15 protein-coding genes are annotated in these 19,857 nt (G+C 57.7%); 9 read left to right on the forward strand and 6 right to left on the reverse strand.

Translation table 11 applies throughout. From position 1 onward, the window contains the following. The first annotated feature begins 1 nt into the window (after nucleotide 1). The 3 genes from relA to K8I84_RS00940 all read left to right on the forward strand — a co-directional run bounded on the left by relA (nucleotide 2) and on the right by K8I84_RS00940 (nucleotide 3,566). A complete protein-coding gene (gene relA, locus K8I84_RS00930) occupies nucleotides 2–2,239 on the forward strand; it encodes a GTP diphosphokinase (protein ID WP_223792845.1) in 2,238 nt (745 codons plus the stop codon). Continuing rightward, the gene (gene mazG, locus K8I84_RS00935; RefSeq protein WP_223792846.1) at nucleotides 2,236–3,087 is read left to right on the forward strand and encodes a nucleoside triphosphate pyrophosphohydrolase; all 852 of its coding nucleotides are present in this window, start codon (nucleotides 2,236–2,238) and stop codon (nucleotides 3,085–3,087) included. Before relA ends, mazG begins: the two co-directional genes overlap by 4 nt. A gap of 134 nt (nucleotides 3,088–3,221) precedes the next feature. Next, the gene (locus tag K8I84_RS00940; RefSeq protein ID WP_223792847.1) at nucleotides 3,222–3,566 is read left to right on the forward strand and encodes a pilin assembly protein; all 345 of its coding nucleotides are present in this window, start codon (nucleotides 3,222–3,224) and stop codon (nucleotides 3,564–3,566) included. A 98-nt stretch (nucleotides 3,567–3,664) separates the two neighbouring features. Here K8I84_RS00940 and K8I84_RS00945 read toward each other — a convergent pair whose 3' ends face one another. Continuing rightward, the gene (locus K8I84_RS00945; RefSeq protein WP_223792848.1) at nucleotides 3,665–3,901 is read right to left on the reverse strand and encodes a hypothetical protein; all 237 of its coding nucleotides are present in this window, start codon (nucleotides 3,899–3,901) and stop codon (nucleotides 3,665–3,667) included. Between the two features lie 102 nt (nucleotides 3,902–4,003). On the opposite strand from K8I84_RS00945, the gene ppc reads away from it, so the two are divergent. The 4 genes from ppc to K8I84_RS00965 all read left to right on the forward strand — a co-directional run bounded on the left by ppc (nucleotide 4,004) and on the right by K8I84_RS00965 (nucleotide 9,392). Continuing rightward, complete coding sequence (gene ppc / locus K8I84_RS00950) at nucleotides 4,004–6,649, forward strand: phosphoenolpyruvate carboxylase (protein WP_223792849.1); 2,646 nt, start codon at nucleotides 4,004–4,006, stop codon at nucleotides 6,647–6,649. Between the two features lie 356 nt (nucleotides 6,650–7,005). Next, nucleotides 7,006–7,659 carry an adenylate kinase gene (gene adk, locus K8I84_RS00955; protein WP_223792850.1) on the forward strand — a complete coding sequence of 218 codons (654 nt, stop codon included), beginning with the start codon at nucleotides 7,006–7,008 and terminating at the stop codon, nucleotides 7,657–7,659. Between the two features lie 20 nt (nucleotides 7,660–7,679). Next, nucleotides 7,680–8,378: a tRNA (adenosine(37)-N6)-threonylcarbamoyltransferase complex dimerization subunit type 1 TsaB gene (gene tsaB / locus K8I84_RS00960; protein WP_223792851.1), complete on the forward strand. Its 699-nt coding sequence runs from the start codon at nucleotides 7,680–7,682 to the stop codon at nucleotides 8,376–8,378. 189 nt (nucleotides 8,379–8,567) lie between these two features. After that, nucleotides 8,568–9,392, forward strand: a complete 825-nt coding sequence (locus K8I84_RS00965) for a class I SAM-dependent methyltransferase (RefSeq protein ID WP_223792852.1) — start codon at nucleotides 8,568–8,570, stop codon at nucleotides 9,390–9,392. Nucleotides 9,393–9,394: 2 nt separating this feature from the next. On the opposite strand, the gene plsB is transcribed toward K8I84_RS00965, so the two are convergent. After that, entirely contained in the window at nucleotides 9,395–11,863 is a 2,469-nt protein-coding gene (plsB, locus tag K8I84_RS00970) for a glycerol-3-phosphate 1-O-acyltransferase PlsB (RefSeq protein WP_223792853.1), read from the reverse strand. Between the two features lie 140 nt (nucleotides 11,864–12,003). Between plsB and nudC the strand changes: the two genes are divergently transcribed. After that, entirely contained in the window at nucleotides 12,004–12,831 is an 828-nt protein-coding gene (nudC, locus tag K8I84_RS00975) for an NAD(+) diphosphatase (RefSeq protein WP_223792854.1), read from the forward strand. Next, nucleotides 12,828–13,673 carry a glutamate racemase gene (gene murI, locus K8I84_RS00980; RefSeq protein ID WP_223792855.1) on the forward strand — a complete coding sequence of 282 codons (846 nt, stop codon included), beginning with the start codon at nucleotides 12,828–12,830 and terminating at the stop codon, nucleotides 13,671–13,673. The genes nudC and murI overlap by 4 nt, the downstream gene beginning before the upstream one ends. Here the strand turns inward: murI and K8I84_RS00985 are convergent. The 4 genes from K8I84_RS00985 to K8I84_RS01000 all read right to left on the reverse strand — a co-directional run bounded on the left by K8I84_RS00985 (nucleotide 13,656) and on the right by K8I84_RS01000 (nucleotide 19,764). Continuing rightward, nucleotides 13,656–14,663 carry a DUF2156 domain-containing protein gene (locus K8I84_RS00985; protein WP_223792856.1) on the reverse strand — a complete coding sequence of 336 codons (1,008 nt, stop codon included), beginning with the start codon at nucleotides 14,661–14,663 and terminating at the stop codon, nucleotides 13,656–13,658. The genes murI and K8I84_RS00985 overlap by 18 nt on opposite strands. 38 nt (nucleotides 14,664–14,701) lie before the next feature. Then, nucleotides 14,702–15,355 (reverse strand): class I SAM-dependent methyltransferase, encoded by a 654-nt coding sequence (locus K8I84_RS00990; protein ID WP_223792857.1) that lies wholly within the window; start codon nucleotides 15,353–15,355, stop codon nucleotides 14,702–14,704. Nucleotides 15,356–15,586: 231 nt separating this feature from the next. Then, the gene (locus tag K8I84_RS00995) at nucleotides 15,587–17,761 is read right to left on the reverse strand and encodes an EAL domain-containing protein (RefSeq protein WP_223792858.1); all 2,175 of its coding nucleotides are present in this window, start codon (nucleotides 17,759–17,761) and stop codon (nucleotides 15,587–15,589) included. Beyond that, nucleotides 17,719–19,764, reverse strand: a complete 2,046-nt coding sequence (locus K8I84_RS01000; RefSeq protein WP_223792859.1) for an HDOD domain-containing protein — start codon at nucleotides 19,762–19,764, stop codon at nucleotides 17,719–17,721. Before K8I84_RS01000 ends, K8I84_RS00995 begins: the two co-directional genes overlap by 43 nt. Nucleotides 19,765–19,857 lie beyond the last annotated feature (93 nt).

Raw genomic sequence — 19,857 nt, forward strand, 5'->3', positions numbered from 1 at the left:
TATGGTAAAAGTCCGCGAAGATTACGTCGTCACTGAAGAGGGCGAGGTCGACATAGAGCGTTGCGTGCAGCACGTTTCCGGCCTGACGCAACTCGAAGACATTGATCAGTTCCGCCAGGCCTGTGAGAGGGCCGCGGAAGCTGACCTGCGGGCTATACGTGATGAACAGCAGTGGACTGAGGGCGCCAGCAGTTTCCGGATCGGGCTGGAAATGGTGCAGGTGCTGGCCGAACTGCATCTGGACCAGGCCAGCCTGGTGGCTGCCATGCTTTACCGGGCTGTACGCGAGGAACGTCTGCCGCTGGAAAACATCCGGCGGGAGTTCGGCGACGAGATTGCCGGGTTGATCAAGGGCGTTCTGCAGATGGCAGCAATTTCCTCCATTCATCATCCACTGAAAGGCAATGTCCTCGGCCAGAGCGAAGGCCAGCTCGATAACGTCCGTAAGATGCTGGTCACCATGATCGATGATGTACGGGTGGCCCTGATCAAACTGGCGGAGCGGACCAGCGTCATCCGGGCGGTCAAGAATGCGTCCGAAGAAAAGCGCATGCGGGTGGCGCGGGAAGTATTCGACATATACGCCCCCCTGGCTCACCGGCTTGGCATCGGTCACATCAAGTGGGAGCTGGAAGATCTGTCGTTCCGTTACCTGCATGAATCCGCTTACAAGAAAATCGCCAAGTTGCTGGACGAAAAGCGTCTGGCGCGGGACAGCTATATCCGCAGCGTGATCGAGATTCTGCAAGAGCAGCTGGAAGAGTCCGGAATCAAGGCGGAGCTTTCCGGGCGAGCCAAACACATCTACAGCATCTGGCGAAAGATGCGCCGCAAGGACATCGATTTTTCCCAGGTCTACGACGTTCGGGCGGTGCGCATTCTGGTGCCCGAAGTCCGGGACTGTTACGCCGCGCTGGGGATTGTGCACACGCTCTGGCGTCATATCCCGAACGAGTTTGACGACTACATCGCCAACCCTAAGGAAAATGGTTACCAGTCCCTGCACACCGCGGTGATTGGCCCCGAAGGCAAGGTGGTCGAGGTGCAGATTCGCACCCATCAGATGCACGAGGAAGCTGAACTGGGGGTGTGCGCCCACTGGCTGTATAAAGGCACTGACAAGAGCAACAAGTCCACCGGCTACGACGCCAAGATCAACTGGCTGCGCCAGGTTCTTGAGTGGCAGGAAGAGCTGGGGGATTTGTCCGGGCTGGCGGACCATCTCAAATCCGATGTGACCTCCGATCGGGTCTATGTCTTCACGCCCGAAGGCCACGTGGTGGATCTTCCCCAGGGCGCTACACCGGTGGACTTTGCCTACCGTGTGCACACCGAGATAGGTCATGCCTGTCGAGGAGCCCGGGTGAACAACCGCATTGTTCCTTTGACCTATCCGCTGAAGACCGGGGATCAGGTGTTTATTCTCACCTCTAACAACCCGGCTCCAAGTCGCGACTGGCTGAATCCCAGTCTCGGTTACATCCAGACCTCCCGGGCGCGTGCCAAGGTAACACACTGGTTCAAACAGCAGGACCGTGACCGGAACATTGTCGACGGCCGGGCTATTCTGGAGGACGAGTTCAAGCGCCTTTCCATTTACGACGTGAACCTGAACGATCTGGCCCAGAGGGTGAACTACCTCTGCGCTGATGACATGTTTGCCGCCATCGGCGCTGGCGATCTTCGGCCGGCGCACGTGGCCCACTGTGCCCAGCAACTGTTGGAACCGAAGAGCGAACAGCTCGATCTGAAGCTGGCACCCCAGCGACGCAAACCGATCCCGGCGGATTCAGACATCCATATCGTGGGGGTAGGCAAACTCAAGACCCAGGTGGCCAAGTGCTGCAAGCCCCTGCCGGGAGACCCCATCGGCGGCTATATCACGGTTGGCCGGGGCGTGACGGTGCACAGGCTCGACTGTCTGACCTTCCTGCACCTGCGGGAGTATGAGCCGAACCGGATCATCGAGGTGAGCTGGGGTGGCCAGCCCACGGCGGTGTATCCGGTGGACATCGAGATCGAAGCCTACGATCGTTCGGGTCTTCTGAGAGATATTACCCAGGTGTTGTCGGCCTCTAAAACGGACGTGGTGGCGCTGCACACACAAACCAACAAGGACGAAAACACCGCCACGATGACGGTAACGGTGGAGATTTCGAGCCTGGAGCAGCTGGCACGTTTGCTGGCGCAGATTCGTAATCTTTCGAACATTATCGACGTAAGACGCAGGCGCGGATGAGCTACTCAATCGATGATCTGAAAACGCTGATGGCCCGCCTCAGGGAGCCGGACACGGGTTGCCCCTGGGACACCAGGCAGACCTACAGCAGCATTGTTCCTCACACCATCGAGGAGGCCTACGAAGTAGCCGATGCTATTGAGCGGGGCGACTATGGTCATCTGAAGGACGAGCTTGGGGATCTGCTGTTCCAGGTCATCTTCTATGCGCAGATTGCCCGGGAGGAAGGTCGCTTCGAGTTTGACGAAGTGGTGGATAATCTGGTGCGCAAGCTCGTACGTCGCCATCCTCACGTTTTTCCGGCGGGCACGCTGGATAGCCGCATTGATCCCAACAACCGCCCGGACGAGGCCTGGATCAAAGAGAGTTGGGAGCGCATCAAGGCGGAAGAGCGTGCGATGATGCCCCCTGCGGAGGAAGAGCCCGGCCGGCTCGCTGGTATTGCCCGCACATTACCGGCCATGGCCCGGGCGGAAAAACTGCAGAAACGGGCTGCCCGGCACGGCTTTGACTGGCCAGACATTGAGCCGGTGTTCGATAAGCTGCATGAGGAAATTGACGAACTGAAGGAGGCCTGGACGGAACTTCAGGCTGGCACCGGCGATGCGGATGCCGTTGAAGATGAGATGGGCGATCTCCTGTTCGTTTGTGTGAACCTTGCACGCTTTTTGAGCGTAAATCCTGAGCAAGCCCTGAAGCGAACCAATCACAAATTCGAGTCCCGGTTCCGGGAGATCGAACGGATTCTGGAGCGGGAAGGGCGAAGCATGGATGATGAAAGTCTGGACGCCCTGGATGCTGTCTGGCAGTCGGTTAAGGGCGTTGAAAAAGGCAGCACTGGCACGTAGCGTGGGCTGGAAAAAAGTCGTAAGTACAATTCGTTACCAATTTCATGCCCCCTGAAAAGCCGGTTCGACTACACTTCTCCGCAGCGGAAATCAGAGTCCGTTCGCGATGAAAAAGATGCAGGAGTGAGGGCACGATGAAAATTAAGGATCTGGTCAATTACTGGGACAAACATGCGCGGGGACGGCTGACTCGCGACGCCTATTTTGCGGCTTTGTCTGACCAGCATCACAGTCGCCTGGAAAAGCTGGCGGCGCTTTATCCGATGAAATCTCCGCAGGACCTGATGCGGGATCTGGTGTCTGCGGCGCTGGACGAACTTGAAACCAGTTTCCCCTATGTTCAGGGAACCAAAGTTGTGGCGTACGATGAGGATGGTTTCGAAATCTATGAAGATCAGGGCTTGACGCCCAAGTTTGTCAGTCTGAGCCAGAAGCACATCCAGCGCTTGAAGGCTCGTCAGCTGGACTCAGTCGCCTGACCTTTCTTCCCTGATATCTCAGTCATGAAGCATCTGGAGCGCCGAACGGCGCTCCATTTCGTTGGGCCTCAGAACAAGGTGCCACGGCCCGATGGGTGTTACTTGGCTTTCTTGCTTTCCAGTCGGTCTTTCAATGGTGTCTGGCGCACCAGATCATCCAGCGCGGCGCTGATCATGTCGTTCAGGATGTCGCTTTCACTGCGGTCCGGATAGATCTCTGCCAGTGCTGCAATCCGAGCCGCATCTTCCAGCGGCAGTCTCAGATTGTAGTCGTGAGTGCGCTCAACTGTTTGCTTGTCGCTTTCCCAGTGCTTTGGCAGATCGGTTACTTTCATGTGGACTCCTAGGGCCGCCGGCGAGCTTCGCCAATAGACTTTCTGAACCAAACCTTAGTATCGTAAGTTTCGTTTGTCGCCGTCAATTAAAAGGACGTAACCGTGACCGAGCTTCACCCTGATCTTCGTGAAAATGTTCGCCTGTTGGGAGAGCTGCTGGGGCAGAGTATCCGACGATCCCCGGGGCAGGACTGTTTCGAGCTGATCGAGGAGATCCGAGCTGCCGCCAAGAGCGACCGGCTCCAGGAAGGCGATTCCGGTCAGCGTCTGGTCAGCCTGTTGGGTAAGCTGGGAGTTGACGAGCTGCTGCCGGTTACCCGCGCCTTCAACCAGTTTCTCAATCTTGCCAATCTGGCCGAGCAATATCACGGCATCCGCCGCAAGCGTGGGCACCAATCCGACCTGGTGGTTGAATCCTTGGGGGACGTCTTTGCTCGTTTGAAAGCAGGCGGCGTCAGCCCGGCAGAGCTGCACCAGAAAGTGGCGGATCTGCGGCTCGAATTTGTGCTGACGGCTCACCCGACGGAAGTCGCTCGCCGTACGCTGATTATGAAGTATGACGAGATGTCCCACTGCCTGGGGCAGTTGGATCACGATGATCTGCTGCCCGCCGAGCGGGAAGAGATCGTTGGCCGACTCTTCCGGTTAATTACGGAGGCCTGGCACACCGATGAAATACGCCATGAGCGTCCGACGGCGGTGGATGAAGCCAAGTGGGGCTTTGCGGTCATCGAACACAGCCTCTGGCATGCATTACCCCAGTTCCTGAGGAGTCTGGATGCCTCACTGATGGACGCGACGAGCAATGGTCTCCCCATGCAGGTGTCGCCCATCCGCATTGCATCCTGGATGGGCGGGGATCGGGACGGCAATCCGAATGTGACCCACGATGTCACCCGGCAGGTGTTTCTGCTTGGCCGCTGGATGGCGGCTGACCTGTTCCTGCGGGACATCAAGATGCTGCGTGCCGAGCTTTCCATGTGGCAGGCCAGCGATGAACTGAAAGGTGTGGTGGGCGATGCCCGGGAACCCTACCGCGAAGTGCTTGGCGGTCTGCGCGAGCGGCTGATCAAAACCCGCGATTGGGCCGAGGCCTGCATTAACGGTGAGCCGGCCGATGCTACCGGCATACTGTTTGAAAACGAGGATCTGACCGCGCCCCTGGAGCTGTGCTACCGATCGCTGGTGGCCTGTGGCCTGGACAGTATTGCCGATGGACCCTTACTGGACACTATTCGCCGTGCGCATACCTTTGGCTTGCCGCTGATTCGTCTCGATATCCGGCAGGAGGCCTCCCGTCACGCTGAGGCTGTGGCCGAGATGGTCAGTTATCTCGGCCTTGGGGACTACCTGTCCTGGTCGGAAGAGCAGCGGCAGGCGTTCCTTGTTGAGGAGCTGCAGGGCCGACGCCCTTTGGTCCCTCGCAACTGGGAGCCTTCAGATAACGTTCGCGAAGTGCTGGCCACCTGTGAAGTGGTTGCCGGACAGACGCCTCAGGCCCTGGGCTCCTACGTGATTTCCATGGCCAGCAAGCCTTCCGATGTGCTGAATGTCATTTTGCTGCTTCGCGAAGCCGGGATGAGGCACCCGATGCGTGTTGTGCCGCTGTTTGAAACTCTGGACGATTTGCGTGGGGCTCCTGAGAGCATGGAGGCCCTGTATCAGGTGGACTGGTACCGGCAGTACACCCAGGGTCGCCAGGAAGTGATGATTGGTTATTCTGATTCTTCCAAAGACGCCGGTCAGCTGATGGCCGCCTGGGCGCAGTACCAGGCCCAGGAAAAACTGACGGAAGTCGCCAGCCAGTATGGTGTGCACCTGACCCTCTTCCACGGGCGTGGCGGCACGGTCGGCAGGGGTGGCGGACCGGCCAACCGGGCGATCCTCTCTCAGCCCCCTGGGTCTGTGAATGGCAGTTTTCGAATTACCGAGCAGGGTGAAATGATCCGCTTCAAGTTTGGTCTGCCGGAACTGGCGGTTCAAAGCCTCACGCTTTACACCACAGCGGTTGTTGAAGCCACCCTGGCGCCGCCGCCTCAACCCGAACCGGGTTGGCGGGAGACCATGGACTGGCTGACAGAGCGGTCTCTGAAATCTTATCGTGAAGTGGTTCGGGAGCACCCGGATTTTGTGCCTTATTTCCGGCAGGTCACGCCGGAGCAGGCGCTGGGCAAGCTGGCCCTCGGCAGTCGACCGGCCCGGCGCAAGGCGACCGGCGGGGTGGAGAGCCTTCGGGCGATTCCGTGGATCTTTGCCTGGACCCAGATGCGTTTGATGCTCCCCAGCTGGTTGGGCAGTGACGTTGCTCTGGAAGAAGCGGCGCAGGAGAAAAAGCTGCCCCAGCTCAGGGAGATGATGCGAGGCTGGCCGTTTTTCCGAACGTACATCGACATGCTGGAAATGGTGGTGGCGAAGGCTGACCTCAGGATTGCCAGTTATTATGAGAAGACGTTGCTTGATGATCCGCAGCTCAAGGAGTTAGGCGCCGACCTGCGCAGTCGGCTGCAGCAGTGCATTCAGCGGCTGCTGGAACTCAAGCAACAGAGTGAGTTGCTGGAAGCCGAGCCGGTATTCGCTCACTCCATGCGGGTGCGCAATCCATACACGGATCCTCTGCACTATCTGCAGGCTGAGCTGCTTCGACGTAGCCGGCAAGGGGAGGAGCAGGGTGAAGTGTCGGAGTTGGTAGAGCGCGCACTGAAAGTAACCATGGCCGGAATATCGGCTGGCATGCGAAACACCGGTTAATTAGGGATGTGAAGAGTAGACTGCCGCTGACCTTCCAGGCACACAGCGCTGGCTGGGCTCTGGAACACTGCCCGACACCTCACGGAGTGTGCGGGCGGCAGATTGTCGTCCAGTCAGCGCCGGATTCTCTGCGGTTACCTTGGCAGTCCAACCCAGGATGGATGGCGGTTGCAGAGAACACTATGCTTCGGGACTGGTACGTAGGTCGACTTTCTCTATGAGGGCTGACTTCGTATAATGCGCGTTCTCTGAATCTGGAGGCCAGTGGGTGTCAAAGGATAGAGAGGTTGTCGCAAAGGTCAGAGCTTTTGCCGCAACTTTTCACACGATACTACTTATATTGGGAGCACAAACTTATGCGGATCATCATGCTAGGCGCACCGGGCGCAGGAAAGGGAACTCAGGCCCAGTTCATTACCGAGCGCTTTGACATCCCGCAAATTTCCACCGGTGACATGCTGCGAGCCGCGGTTAAGGCTGAGTCCGAGCTTGGCAAACAGGTCAAGGAAGTGATGGCGACCGGTGGGCTGGTGTCTGATGACATCATCATCGCTCTGATCGAAGAACGTATCCAGGAGCCGGATTGCAAGAATGGCTTCCTGCTGGACGGCTTCCCACGCACCATTCCTCAGGCCGAGGCTCTGAAAGACCAGGGCATCTCTATCGATTACGTGGTTGAAATCGCCGTAGACGACGAGGAGATCGTTAGCCGTCTGTCTGGCCGTCGGGTACACGAGGGCAGCGGTCGGATCTACCACGTCAAATACGATCCGCCCAAAGTTGAGGGCAAGGACGACGAAACCGGCGAACCGCTGGTTCAGCGCGAGGACGACAAGGAAGAAACCGTGCGTAAGCGCCTGGGTATCTACCACGACCAGACCGCTCCTCTGATTGGTTACTATCAGGACTGGGCCTCCAAGGAACCGGAAGCTGCGCCGCGTTACGTCCGCGTTGAAGGTGTTGGTAGCCTGGATAGCATTCGCGACCAGATCCTGTCCGAACTTAAATAAGACATCGGGATTTCCTCTCTGTGAAATTGCTGGCACTCGATACATCCTCGGAGGGTTGCTCTGCCGCCCTCCTGGTGAATGGTGCTTTGTCCGAGCGATTTGAAATCGCGCCCCGTGGGCATACGCGTCTGCTCATGCCTATGGTTCGCGAACTGCTTTCAGAAGCGGAGCTCGCACCTTCGGATTTGGATGCCTTGGCCTTTGCCCGCGGCCCCGGCTCGTTCACGGGGGTTCGGATTGCCACCGGCGTCATTCAGGGCCTCGCCTGGGGCCTCGAAGTGCCGGTGGTTCCTGTGTCCTCGCTGCAAGCAGTGGCGCTGGGGGCAATCGATGCCAACAGGCTCGACGATGGGGATGCCGTAGCGGTGGCCTTTGATGCTCGAATGAGCGAGGTGTACTGGGGCTGCTTCGCCTGTCAGGACAATTTGCCCATCCTGCAGGGGGAAGAGCGGGTTTGCCCTCCGTCTCTGGTGACGCTCGAAGGTGCTCCGAAACGCTGGATCGGTGCCGGAATGGGCTGGGCTTTCAGGGATCAGATGCCGGAGTCGGTGGTCAGCGAGGTTGATTCAGTAGACAAGTCGCTGGTGCCTCGGGCCGCCTGGGTTGCCCGGCTGGCAGAACAAGAGGTCCGGCACGGGCGGAGCGTCCCGGCGGAACAGGCTCAGCCAGTTTACATCCGGGACGAAGTGGCCTGGAAGAAGCTGCCCGGTCGGGAATAGGGCGACTTTTTTTCCGCCCGTACATCGCCCATACTTGCCGTTTACTTGTCCTTTTTCCTGAGTCCTGGTTACTTTCATGATTGGCGGCGTAGCATCTGGTAATTTCGGTGTTCAGACTGGCAGCAGCTCTTCCGGCAGGAAGCGCTCTGGGCCGGTTCGCGCGCTGGCTGACATCAGTATTCTGGTTTAATGAAACGGGCACGGAACGCACCCTCTTCCTCCGGTAACGGGCTGGCCATTGGCCGAAGTCCACTCGGTGATTCTTCTCTTACGTCCTCTCTCGCAGACAGCTTGGGCCTGCCCGACCTTGGGGTGGTTCGCCCCAAAGATGTCCGGGATTTTCCAGTCATTCTGTTTTCCGACGAACAGGGCTTGTGTCTGCAGGTAACCGGCAAAGGTGCCCCGGGCCCGGTTCGCGTGGACTTCGTTGCTGGCAAAATGGGTTACCGGCGCGAGCATGGCGGCGGAGTGGGGCAGCTGGTCGCCAAGGCAGTTGGAATGCAAAAAACCAAGGCAGCGCTGCATGTGCTCGATGCGACGGCAGGCCTGGGGCAAGACGGTTTTGTGCTGGCCAGTCTCGGCTGCACGGTAACCTTGTTCGAACGCAACCCGATCATTCATGCGCTGCTGGCCGATGGCCTGGCCCGGGCAGCACTCAATGTGGATTGTGCGCCCATCGTTGAGCGCATGACGCTGATGTCGGGCAGCAGTATCGACTGGCTATCGGAAGCCGGCCCGGATGCAGTGGACGTGGTGTATCTGGACCCTATGTTCCCGCATCGGGACAAGTCTGCGCTGGTCAAAAAGGAAATGCAGGTGTTCCGGCAAATCGTTGGTGACGATGAGGATTCCGCGCAGTTGCTGGCCGCCGCTCTTGACTGTGCGCGTTACCGCGTTGTGGTCAAGCGTCCCAGGAAGGCACCCTCGATTGAGGGTGCAGAGCCGGCAACAGTGGTCGAGGGAAAGAGCAGCCGTTACGACATTTATCCGATCAAGGCGTTGCCGGCCAGCTAGGCTCACGCATCCAGCATGGTGACTTGCTGGATGGCCTGCCGCTTCTCTATCCCCAGGACCAGCCGGGCATCGTCCGCTACCTCATCCAGGCCATCTCCGTAGCTGATCAGGCCGTTGTCATCGGTTGTGATGACATCGTTCTTCTTGAGATGGGCGATGAAATTGCGGAACAGAGTCTTGTCGAAAAACTCCGGTGCATTGAGGCCGAACAGAATGGACATGCGCTCGGCGAGCAGGGTGCTCTGATTTTCCAGTTCTTCGGCGGTCAGCTTGCCGGACCCATTCTTGCGCAGGATTCCCAGGGCGATGTGGTAGCGCTCCAGGGTCTGAATAATAAAGCGGGACAGTACCCGCAGGCGCAGCATCTCTTCTGTGCCCTCGGCAGGGCGACCAATCCGGCCGTCCTCCAGAGTGATCAGCAGCCCCTGATCGATCAATACATCAATCCACTGATCGATGACCTTTTCAGCATCGTCGGCGCTGTACTTCAGGAACAGTTCAGCCTGCAGATACGGATAGGCAACACCTGCCAGAAACAGGATCTTTTCCCTGCTGAGGGCATCCTTGTTTTCAAACAGACTGGCCACCAGCGCCGGCAGGGCGAACAGGTGCTGGATGTTGTTCCGGTAGTAGGTCATCAGGATGGCATTGCTGCCTTCCAGGGCAATAATGTCGCCCAGTTTCTGGGGCTGGCGCTCCACCAGACCCATATTTTCGCAGTAGGCCACCCAGTCCTTACCGCTCCCCTCGGGCAGAGTGACGGTATCGGCATAGGGGAAGGCTTTGAGTAGCTCGGCGTACTGATCCATCAGGCGGATCAGTTGTTTTTCGTCCATCGCCAGACGCTCGGTACCTAACAGGACGGTTGCGGTCATGCCAATCGGGTTTACTGCGACGGCAGCATTGATGTTGGCAGCCACCCGCTGAGAGAGCTGGTCCACCACGCTGTTGAGCCAGGCCGGGCGGTACTCCGAATCATAGGCTTCCTCGCGCCAGCTATTGTGAACTTCATCGAGCACGTCAGTCAGCGGAATTGCGTCGCCAAAGTTCAGCGCCACCTGGCCAAAGGAGTTGCTCAGCTTGCGAGCGGTCTTGGCCAGGGTGAAGATGCTTTCCTTCTGCTTTTTCTTGCCCCGAAGCTCACCCAGGTAGGTTCGCCCCTCCATCACTTTCTCATAGCCAATATAGACGGGCACGAACACGATGGGCTTGCGGTGATCCCGCAGGAAACTGCGCACCGTCATGGCCAGCATGCCGGGGCGGGGCTGAAGCATCCGCCCGGTCCGGCTGCGGCCACCTTCCACAAAGTACTCCACCGAATAGCCCCGGGAGAACATCACGTGCATGTACTCGTTGAACACAGTGGCGTAGAGCGGGTTGTCCTTGAAGCTCCGGCGCATGAAAAAGGCACCGCCGCGGCGCAGGATCGGCCCGACCACGGGCATATTCAGATTGATGCCGGCAGCAATGTGGGGGGGCATCAGGCCATTCTTGTACAGGACGTAGGACAGTAACAGGTAATCAATGTGGGACCGGTGGCAGGGAACGTAGACAACCGCGTTTTCCTGGGCGACCTCTTTGACCACCTTGATATTATTGACGGCGATCCCGTTGTAGATCCGGTTCCAGAGCCAGGACAGCACCACTTCCAGAAAGCGGATGGTGACGATGGACATGTTGGCGGCAATTTCGTCTGCGTACTTCCAGGCCTTCGCCCGCACCTTCTCCGGGGCAACACCTTCTTTGGCGGCGGTTTCCCGAATGGCTTCCTTTACCGCGGGGGTGCGTACCAGACTGCTGACCAGTGTTCGCCGGTGTGACAGGTCCGGCCCGAGGACCGCCTGACGTACCCGCCGGAAGTGGGTGCGCAGGATACGCGCGAGTTTTCTTTTGGCCCGCTCTTCGGAATGGCGGTACTCATCAATGACCAGTTTCAGTGACAACGGCTGGTTGAACTGCACGTAGGTACTGCGGCCGTGCACCATAATGATGAGCAGCTTCTGCAGTCGCCCTGCTACGTTCCAGGTATCGGACAGCAGCAGCTTGACCAGCGATTTTTCCTTGTCGGGTGAGCGGCCCCAGAACAGGGACACCGGCACGATCTGAACGTCTTCGTCAGGGTGCGCCAGCCCGTATTGGATCAGTGCTTCAAACTCGGGTGTTGTGGTGGGGGTTGGCCGGCGACGAATGAGGCCACCCGGACGTTCGTAAAGGAAAAAGAATGAGTGGGCCGGGCCGTTCTTGACAGGTAGGGCTTCCGTTGCCCCGGGCAGGCCGGAACGAATAACCTCATGCTCAAGAACGAGGCGGCTAGACAGGGAGCTGGTCGGGAGCACGTAGCAAACCGGTTTTTCAGGATCCAGCCCCAGGGCTTCAGCACTGTTGCCGCTGGCATCGGTCCTGACCCAGAGAAACAGGATCTTCCGGAAAAAAGCCAGAATCAGGCTGTGAATGCCCTGGAAAAGTCGCATACTTTCGTGCTCCGGTAAACATAAAGGGATTAATTTTACTTGGTTGAGACCGGTGCGGAAAGCCGGAGTACATACTTGGTTTCCTTGCCGGTATGTTACATTTCAGCGTGGCGCATCCGTAGGATATTTAAAAGGCCGATATGACGATTCCCGACGACGAATGGCTTCCGGGCTGGGCAACAACCGCTCCTCAACCAGGAGACTCGCTGTTACTGTTTTCAGGACATGACATCCTAAAGCCAGCGGAAGGCTGGCTGGTGCCGGCCAGCGAGCACCTGCTGGAGGAGTTGTCGGAAGAGATGGTTTCTCTGGGCACCCTGGGCAGGCAGTCGGTGTTTGTGACCGAGGGACAAAAGCACATTTTGCCAGAGCTGGAGTTGGTGAGTCTCCGTGATGCCCTTCTGATGGCGGAGGATGCGCCGGCCGGACTGCTGAGTACCGGCGCCCAGGTTTGGCAGTGGTGGCGAGATCATCGCTATTGCGGACGATGCGGTGAACAGACCCAGGTGCATGACAGGGAGCGAGCCAAGTGGTGCGAGGCCTGCCAGATTCCCTGGTATCCGAGATTGGCGCCCTGTGTGATTGTGGTGATCAGGAAGGCCGATCGCCTGCTCCTGGCCAAATCCTCTCGGGTTAAGCGGCACTTCTACAGCCTCATAGCGGGCTTCGTTGAGCCGGGGGAAAGCCTGGAAGAAGCCGTTGTCCGGGAGGTGAAGGAAGAAACCGGGATGGATGTTGCCAATGTCCGTTACTACGCCTCCCAGCCATGGCCCTTTCCCCACCAGCTGATGGTCGGTTTCTTCGCTGATTATGCCGGTGGCGAGTTGAAGCTTCAGGAAGATGAGCTGGCGGATGCCGACTGGTTTATGCCAGACAGTATGCCTCCGGTGCCACCGAGCACAACCATTGCGGGTCGCCTGATTCACGCCATGGGCAGGCAGATTCGTGGTGATGGAGACCGCCAGTGAGTGAACAGCCGGCACCCAGGGTGCTTGTGTTCGATTCCGGCGTTGGCGGCTTGAGTGTGGCGTCCTGCATTGCCCGTGAATGGCCTGGAGTTGAATTGATTTACCTGGCGGACAACCTGGGTTTTCCCTATGGCGATCAGCCGGAAACCGTTGTGGTGGAACGCTGCCTGAGCCTGATTTCGGCGGCGCTGGAAAAGATGCCCTGTCATGTCATTGTGGTCGCCTGCAATACCGCCAGTACTGTGGTTCTGCCTCACCTTCGTGCCAGTACCCCCGTGCCGGTCGTTGGCGTGGTGCCCGCCATCAAGCCGGCCGCCGCCCAGACTCGCAACGGAAGAATAGGCGTCCTCGCTACCCCGGCCACCATTCGACGACCTTACCTGGATAATCTGGTGAACGAGTTTGCGGCGCACTGCCAGGTGGAGCGGATAGGTCATCCGGGACTCGTGCGCTGGGCGGAAGATCTTGTGCGCGGTGTCCCGGTGCCTGGACAGGAACTGCAGGAGGTGGTTGCGGCTTTCCGTCAGCTGGAGGTGGATACTGTGGTGTTGGGGTGTACCCATTATCCGTTGCTCAAGGACGCGCTGAAGGAAGTCTTGCCCGGAGTCGACCACTGGGTGGACTCCGGTCAGGCCATTGCACGGCGGGTTGGACACTGGTTACAGGAGCAGGGGCAACTCGAGGCAGCCCAGAACCATCAGAGCAGAGGCCATTGGCCCGTCCAGCAGGCGCTGTTTTCCGGGCCAGCCCCTGATCATGTGGAGGAGTTCATGGCGGGTCTGGGGTTGGCTCCCAGGATCATTTCTGAACAATGGCCGAACCCGTCAGATCAGACGGGTTAGCCGGAACATGGCAAGGAACTCAAGTGCGGGCAGCGCTCGCTTATGGCAGCAATAGGTTTTGAACTGTTCGCCCCGGAACCGTGATTTGGTGAACTCGAGCCCCTTGAAGTTGTAGAGAAAGTTTCCTTTTTCATACACCAGATGCTCAAGCTTCTTAAGGATGCGGCTCTCCTGATGTTCTGTGGTGGAATCCAGTGACATGGGAATCAGCCCAAGATCGACGAATGGGACCCCCTCCGCCTTAAAGACCTCCATGGCGCGAATCATCAGGGTATAGAAGATGCCCTGCTTGAAGTCGGCGTTGGCCCGGGAAATGTTCGGTACGTAACTGATGATTTCGTTGTTCAGGTAGATCGGGTCAAAGTAGATGAAGCCAACAGCCTTGCCATCCTGGTAGGCGTAGAAGTGCCGCTCGTTTTCCCGATAATTCATTTCCATCGGGCGGATCAGGAAGCGGATCTCGTTACTCTTGCACTTGCGGGTGCGAATCCAGGCCTCGGAAATTTCCCGTGTATGGTCATCGCTGAATCGCTCCTTGACAGAAATGTTGTGCTTCTCGGCCTGGTTCAGTGCAGTGCGCAAAATCTGCTTTTTCTTGCCGCTCATGGACCATTTGCGCAGGTCGATTCGGGATTCGCAGCCGAACTGGGTGCCATAGAGACCAAAGCGCAGGTGGAGAAAATCCACGACTGCCTTCGACACCTGGATGTAGTTGGCGTTCGGAAAACGGTTATGAAAGTGTTCCAGAATCACTGCGAACTGCTCCGGGGCACAGACCGGGTCAGATAGAACGAATGTTCCGCCCCATTTCCTCATGTAGGCGATGTACCCGATTCCCGGCATGTCGAAATACCTCATGCCAGGCTGAAGGGTGGAGAAGGACTGGGAGTGAATCCCGTGCTTTTTCAGGTAGCTTACCCGCTCGGCAAAGGTGAACGTGTTGTTGGCGAGTGTCTGGAGTCCATCCAGGGCAAGGGTTTGATCCGACATGCGTTTGTTCCCTGATGTTTGTCCCTAAGGTGGCCGTTTCAGGCCTGCTTTCTACCGAGAATGGACCAGTAGCAGTCCATGTTGAGCAGCCTGAAATGCTTCTTGTCGGCCACTCGCAATCCAAGACGCTGCATGTGTTCGGGGTAGTTGTAGATCTTGTGGAAGGCGTTGTTGGCAAATAGCCAGAAGATCAAAACGGCGAGATACCAGTATGTTTTCTTGAACATGCGGGCGAGGGGGTTGCCACTTGGGTAGCAGAAATCACCCACCACTACTTTGGCATTGGGCTTGCCCAGACGAATCAGGTGCTCCAGCACCCATACCATCATCTCCTCGTCGAAAACGTTCAGGAAGAAGTTGGCAACGACCATGTCGTATTGCTCAACCTCTTCGACGTTCATGATGTCGCTGTGGATTCGACGGATTTTCAGGCGCGGCGCTTCTTTTTGCTGGGCCGCAGCGAATTTGCGCAGCATGGTTTCGGACAGGTCGACAACGGTCACCTCGGCACCCAGTTCCGCGGCACGGATGGCATCACGCCCATGGCCTGCACCGGCAAACAGGATGCGATCACCCGGTTTGACGGTTTCAACATCGAGCATCGCCGTCTTGCATCGATGGATGTTCTTGCCACTGTACAGGTGGCTCAGAAAATCGTAGGCCGGACCGATGTATTTGTACTTGTCGCGCATGGTGACTGCCGCCTGTTCTTGTTGTTCGGGATGTTGTCATCGTTTTTTGTCATTGTTGGCCTGACAGCCGGGGACGATGATCAACGCCTGGTAGGTCTGAGATTAGTGAACAGGCTGGCTGAATTATGTGCAGCAATCCGCATTTCGATATACAAAAAGTTACGCAAAGGCTCGCTTTGCAAACCTTGTCAATGTTCGTTAGCGGAGTGTTCGACAATCGAAAAAGGAGAGCTAGAAGACTGGCGCAGCCGTTCGGGTTTTTACCAGCGATTGCAAGATGTTCGCGGACGGCCTTGCCGGGCCATAGTAAAAACCCTGCACCTGGTGGCAGCCGAGGCGGCGCAGGTAGGTAAGTTGTTCGTTCGTTTCCACTCCCTCGGCCACAATGTCCAGCTTCAGGCCGTGTGCCATGGCAACGATGGCGTTTACGATACAGGCACCGTCTTCCCCGCCACGAATGGCTTTCACAAACGACTGGTCCACTTTCAGAGTGTGAATCGGAAGCCTGTGCAGGTAATTCAGTGAAGAGTAACCGGTGCCGAAGTCATCAATGGCAATCCGAACACCCGTTGCTGCCAGTTCCCGGAGCTTTTCACTGATCTGTTCCAGGTCATTCATGATGGTGTTTTCGGTGATTTCGATTTCGAGGTTACTGGTGGGAAGCCCATGGGCACGGACTTTCCTGAGCAGGGTTTCGACAAAGCGCGGGTGCTCCACCTGCACCGGAGAGAGGTTTACCGCCAGCCTCAAATCCTTGTGCCCGGCCCGAATCCAGCGTGCGGCATCCTGGCAGGCCTGGTCGAGTACCCGTTCGCTGACCTGACCAATCAGGCGCGTTTCCTCTGCCAGAGGCAGAAATTCGCCCGGGTAAATCAGACCTCGCTCTGGATGCTGCCATCGTACCAGCGCCTCAAGGCCCACAACACGGTCCGACGTTGAACATACCTGCGGTTGATAAAACACTTTCAGTTCATTTCTTTCCAGTGCCAGGCGGAGGTCACTTTCCATCTGCAGACGGCTGGTGGCATCGACGCTCATGGTTTCATTGTAAAAACGGTAGCCGTCCTTACCCGAGGCTTTCACGTGGTACATCGCGATGTCGGCGTTCTGGATCAACTGATCCAGGCTGGTGCCCATTTCGGGATAAATCGATATGCCGATGCTGACGCCGACGAAGACCTCGTGGTCACCCAGGCGGAAAGGGGCCCTCAAGGCATCAATTAGCTTTTTGGCGATCCCGCGGGCGTCTTCCTCGTCAGTAATGGAGGGTAAAAGAAGGGTGAATTCATCCCCGCCAAATCGAGACAGCGTATCGCCCTTGCGCAGGCATTTTTCCAGTCTCTGGGCGACGGCCTGCAGCAGCTGATCGCCCATTCCATGACCGAGGGTGTCATTGATGACCTTGAAACGATCAAGGTCCAGGAACATGACGGCCAGCCGCTGCCTGTTTCGCCGGGCATGGGTGATGGCCAGTTCCAGACGATCCTGGAACAGGCTGCGATTGGGCAGCCGGGTGAGCAGATCGTGGTAGGCCTGGTAGTTAATGAAGGCCTCAGCTTCCTTGCGCTCGGTGACATCCCGAGCTGTGCCGTAATAGCGGGCGCCTTTCCCGCTGCCATTGCCCTGGGTGGTGCCGGCGTGGGGCCAGGTTTGGGGGTCGATGGGAAATGCAGTCACTTCAAAGTGCCGGGCATTGTTCCCGTCGCCCCGGGATTTCAATCTCAGCTCCAGGGTCTTGGGATTGTCGGCGGAAATGGTTGGGTCTTTCAGGGAGTAAATACCCTTGGTGATATCCCGCTCGTCGATAATGTGGCGGAAGTGACGACCGCACAATTCGGCTGGCTGGTAGCCCAGCAAGCCACTGACTTTGCTGTTGACGAAACAGAACTGGCCTTGGGAATCGAGCATGAACACAATGTCCGGGGAGCTGTTAACAATGTAGCGGTGCAGCGCCTCGGACTTTTCAAGACGGACCTGAATATGCTCATGGGCCTTCAGGAGCGAGCGTTTTTTCAGAACCCGGGCAACCGTGGTGAGCAGCTCTTCCGGGTCGTAGGGCTTGCGGATGTAGTCGAGGGCGCCTTGTCTCAGGGCCTGGCTCACAGCATTAAACGAACTCTCACCACTGACCACGACTACCCCGCAGTCGGGCTGACTGCGGGCAAGGTGAGTCATGGTTGCGAAGCCGTCCACCCCGGGCATACGCAGGTCCAGCAGGGCCAGGTCAAATACTTCCTTTGACGCAATCTCACAGGCCTGTTTGCCGCCGTGTGCCTCGGTTACCTGATAGCCCTGCTCCCTGAGGAGCCGGGCCAACATGGTTAAGAGTCGCGGTTCGTCATCGGCGAGTAGTATCCGGGCTGTCAGTTGACCATCGGGTTTGTTGGCTGTGAATTCAGATGCCATTGGGCTGTTTCCGTTGTTTCTACGTCTTCAACGAGAGATGTTTGTTCGCTCACCGTCGGCAGCAAAATCCGGAAGGTTGTGCCCTCCAGTCCCGTTCGACAAGCGATGATGCCGTCCATGTCATCAATGATTTTCTTCACAATATTCAGGCCCAGTCCGCTGTGGCCCTCTCCCTTTGTGCTTTGTACCGGCTTGAACAGGGTTTCCCGAACGTCGATGGGGATTCCGGTGCCGGTGTCTGATATTTCCAGTTCTACCCAGGTGCGATAGTCGTGCCATATGGGTGAGGCGGTTCGAACCTCAACCTTGCCGCCTTCCTCGGGCAAGCTCTCGGCCGCATTTCTAACCAGATTGATCACTACCTGCCGGATGGCCGATGCATCGGCGGCCAGTCGTGAGGGGTATTCACAAAGCTGAACCTCAAACTGGTGCTTGTCATCATCAAAAAGCGTGTCGCCGAGAATGCGATGCAGGTTCTTGAGTTCGTCGTTCAATTCGATCTGAGTTCTTTCGGGCAAGCTTTGTTGTGCCGGGTGCCCCAGTTGATCAATAAGAAGTCCGGCACGATCGAGCTCTTCCTTGATGACGGCCAGGTTCTCAAGAATTTCCCCACTCTGGGCCTGCCGACTCAGCTGATGAAGGTACTGGCGTACGATGGTGAGAGGATTATTGATCTCATGCACCTGCTTGCGAATCAGTTCCTGGTTGAGCTCAGGCGAGTCGGGCCTGTCCTTACTCTCCAGCAAGTGGTCGGAATGTTCGTGCAGGCGTGTGGACAATAAATTGGTGAACAGGGAGGCCAGTTCCGTAGTGGCGTCGAGATTCTGACGGTCGGTGCCGAGCAGATAGACGCCCGGGCATACCGTGCCCGTATGCAGTGGGACGGCAATCAGCGCTGGGGTGCGCAATATCGAAAGAATCTGGCGATCCAAGACCGTGGGTTGACGGTCGCCGAGCTGGGTGGCGCTTCCTGTGTTGAACGCCTCGGTCAACACACTGCCGCCCGGCCTGCAGGAGACCGATAGCTCGGGCAGAGAACCGAGGGTTCCGGCCAGCAGGTCAAGGTTTTCACCGCGATGTCGGAAACAGAGGGCGGGGCGCCCGGTTACCATGCTCAGGCTGTTCACCGTGTCGGCGAGTATGTTGTCCATGCTCGCGGTCAGATCGGACCGCTGCAGAGCCTGACTCGCCATGCTTTCTTGTAACACGGTTTGCTGAAGTTGGCGGGCTGCGCGTTCTCCATGGTAGTCACCATCCAGCGTAATTCCGAACCCGGTGGCTGCCGTGGCAACTTCATGCGCAATGCGTCGGTTGAGTTCCTTGATCAGTTCCTCGGTCAGGCCAAACACCGTTTTCGCGGCCTTTATTCCGGCCGCATCGGATAATGCCAGCCGCGTCGCGACACTGATGATTTTGACCAGGTGGCCTGCGTCCCGCAGTTCGTCCGGAAGAGCCTGCTGATAACGCATGGCGTCGGCGGGAACGATACCCAGCCCCCAGTCGGTGGCTAGCTTGGCGGCAATTAGAGTCAGATTATTGAAGTAGTATTGCTTGTCCTCGGGCGTGGGGGTCTTGATGGCAAGCAGTTCCCCCACGTTATGCAGAATGCCCAGCATAAACGCCTGGTCCGGGCTCGGGTAGCGGGTCAATGTGGCCAGGGCTCGGGCCGTCAGTGCCGTGCTCAGGGAATGGCGCCAGAAGTCCCTGAGCTGGAGCCACTCTTCATAGCCCAGATCCAGTGGTAGCTGCTGGAGCGCAGCGGTAAGTACAAGGCTTCGAAAGCGTTCACTGCCGAGCCGGATCAGCGCTTCATCGATCGAAGTGATGCTTTCGGGTTTCGGGCTTGATGAGTTGGCCAGTGAGAGCACTCGGGCAACCAGGGCCGTATCCATGCTCGCCAGGTCGCTGATTGAGCGGGGGGTGTCGTTTTGGCGACAGGCGTCCAATACACGCAGAATGATCTCAGGAAGACTCGGTAACTGAAGATCAGGAGCTAAATCCATACGCTTGCCTGCCGCATTCGTTCGAGGATTTTGAGAAGCAGTTAATGCTCCGAAAAATGTTTGCTTTTGTAACAGGGGTCGAGCTTAGACAAT

This window comes from Marinobacter sp. F4216 (genome assembly GCF_019931195.1).
GTDB lineage: Bacteria > Pseudomonadota > Gammaproteobacteria > Pseudomonadales > Oleiphilaceae > Marinobacter > Marinobacter suaedae.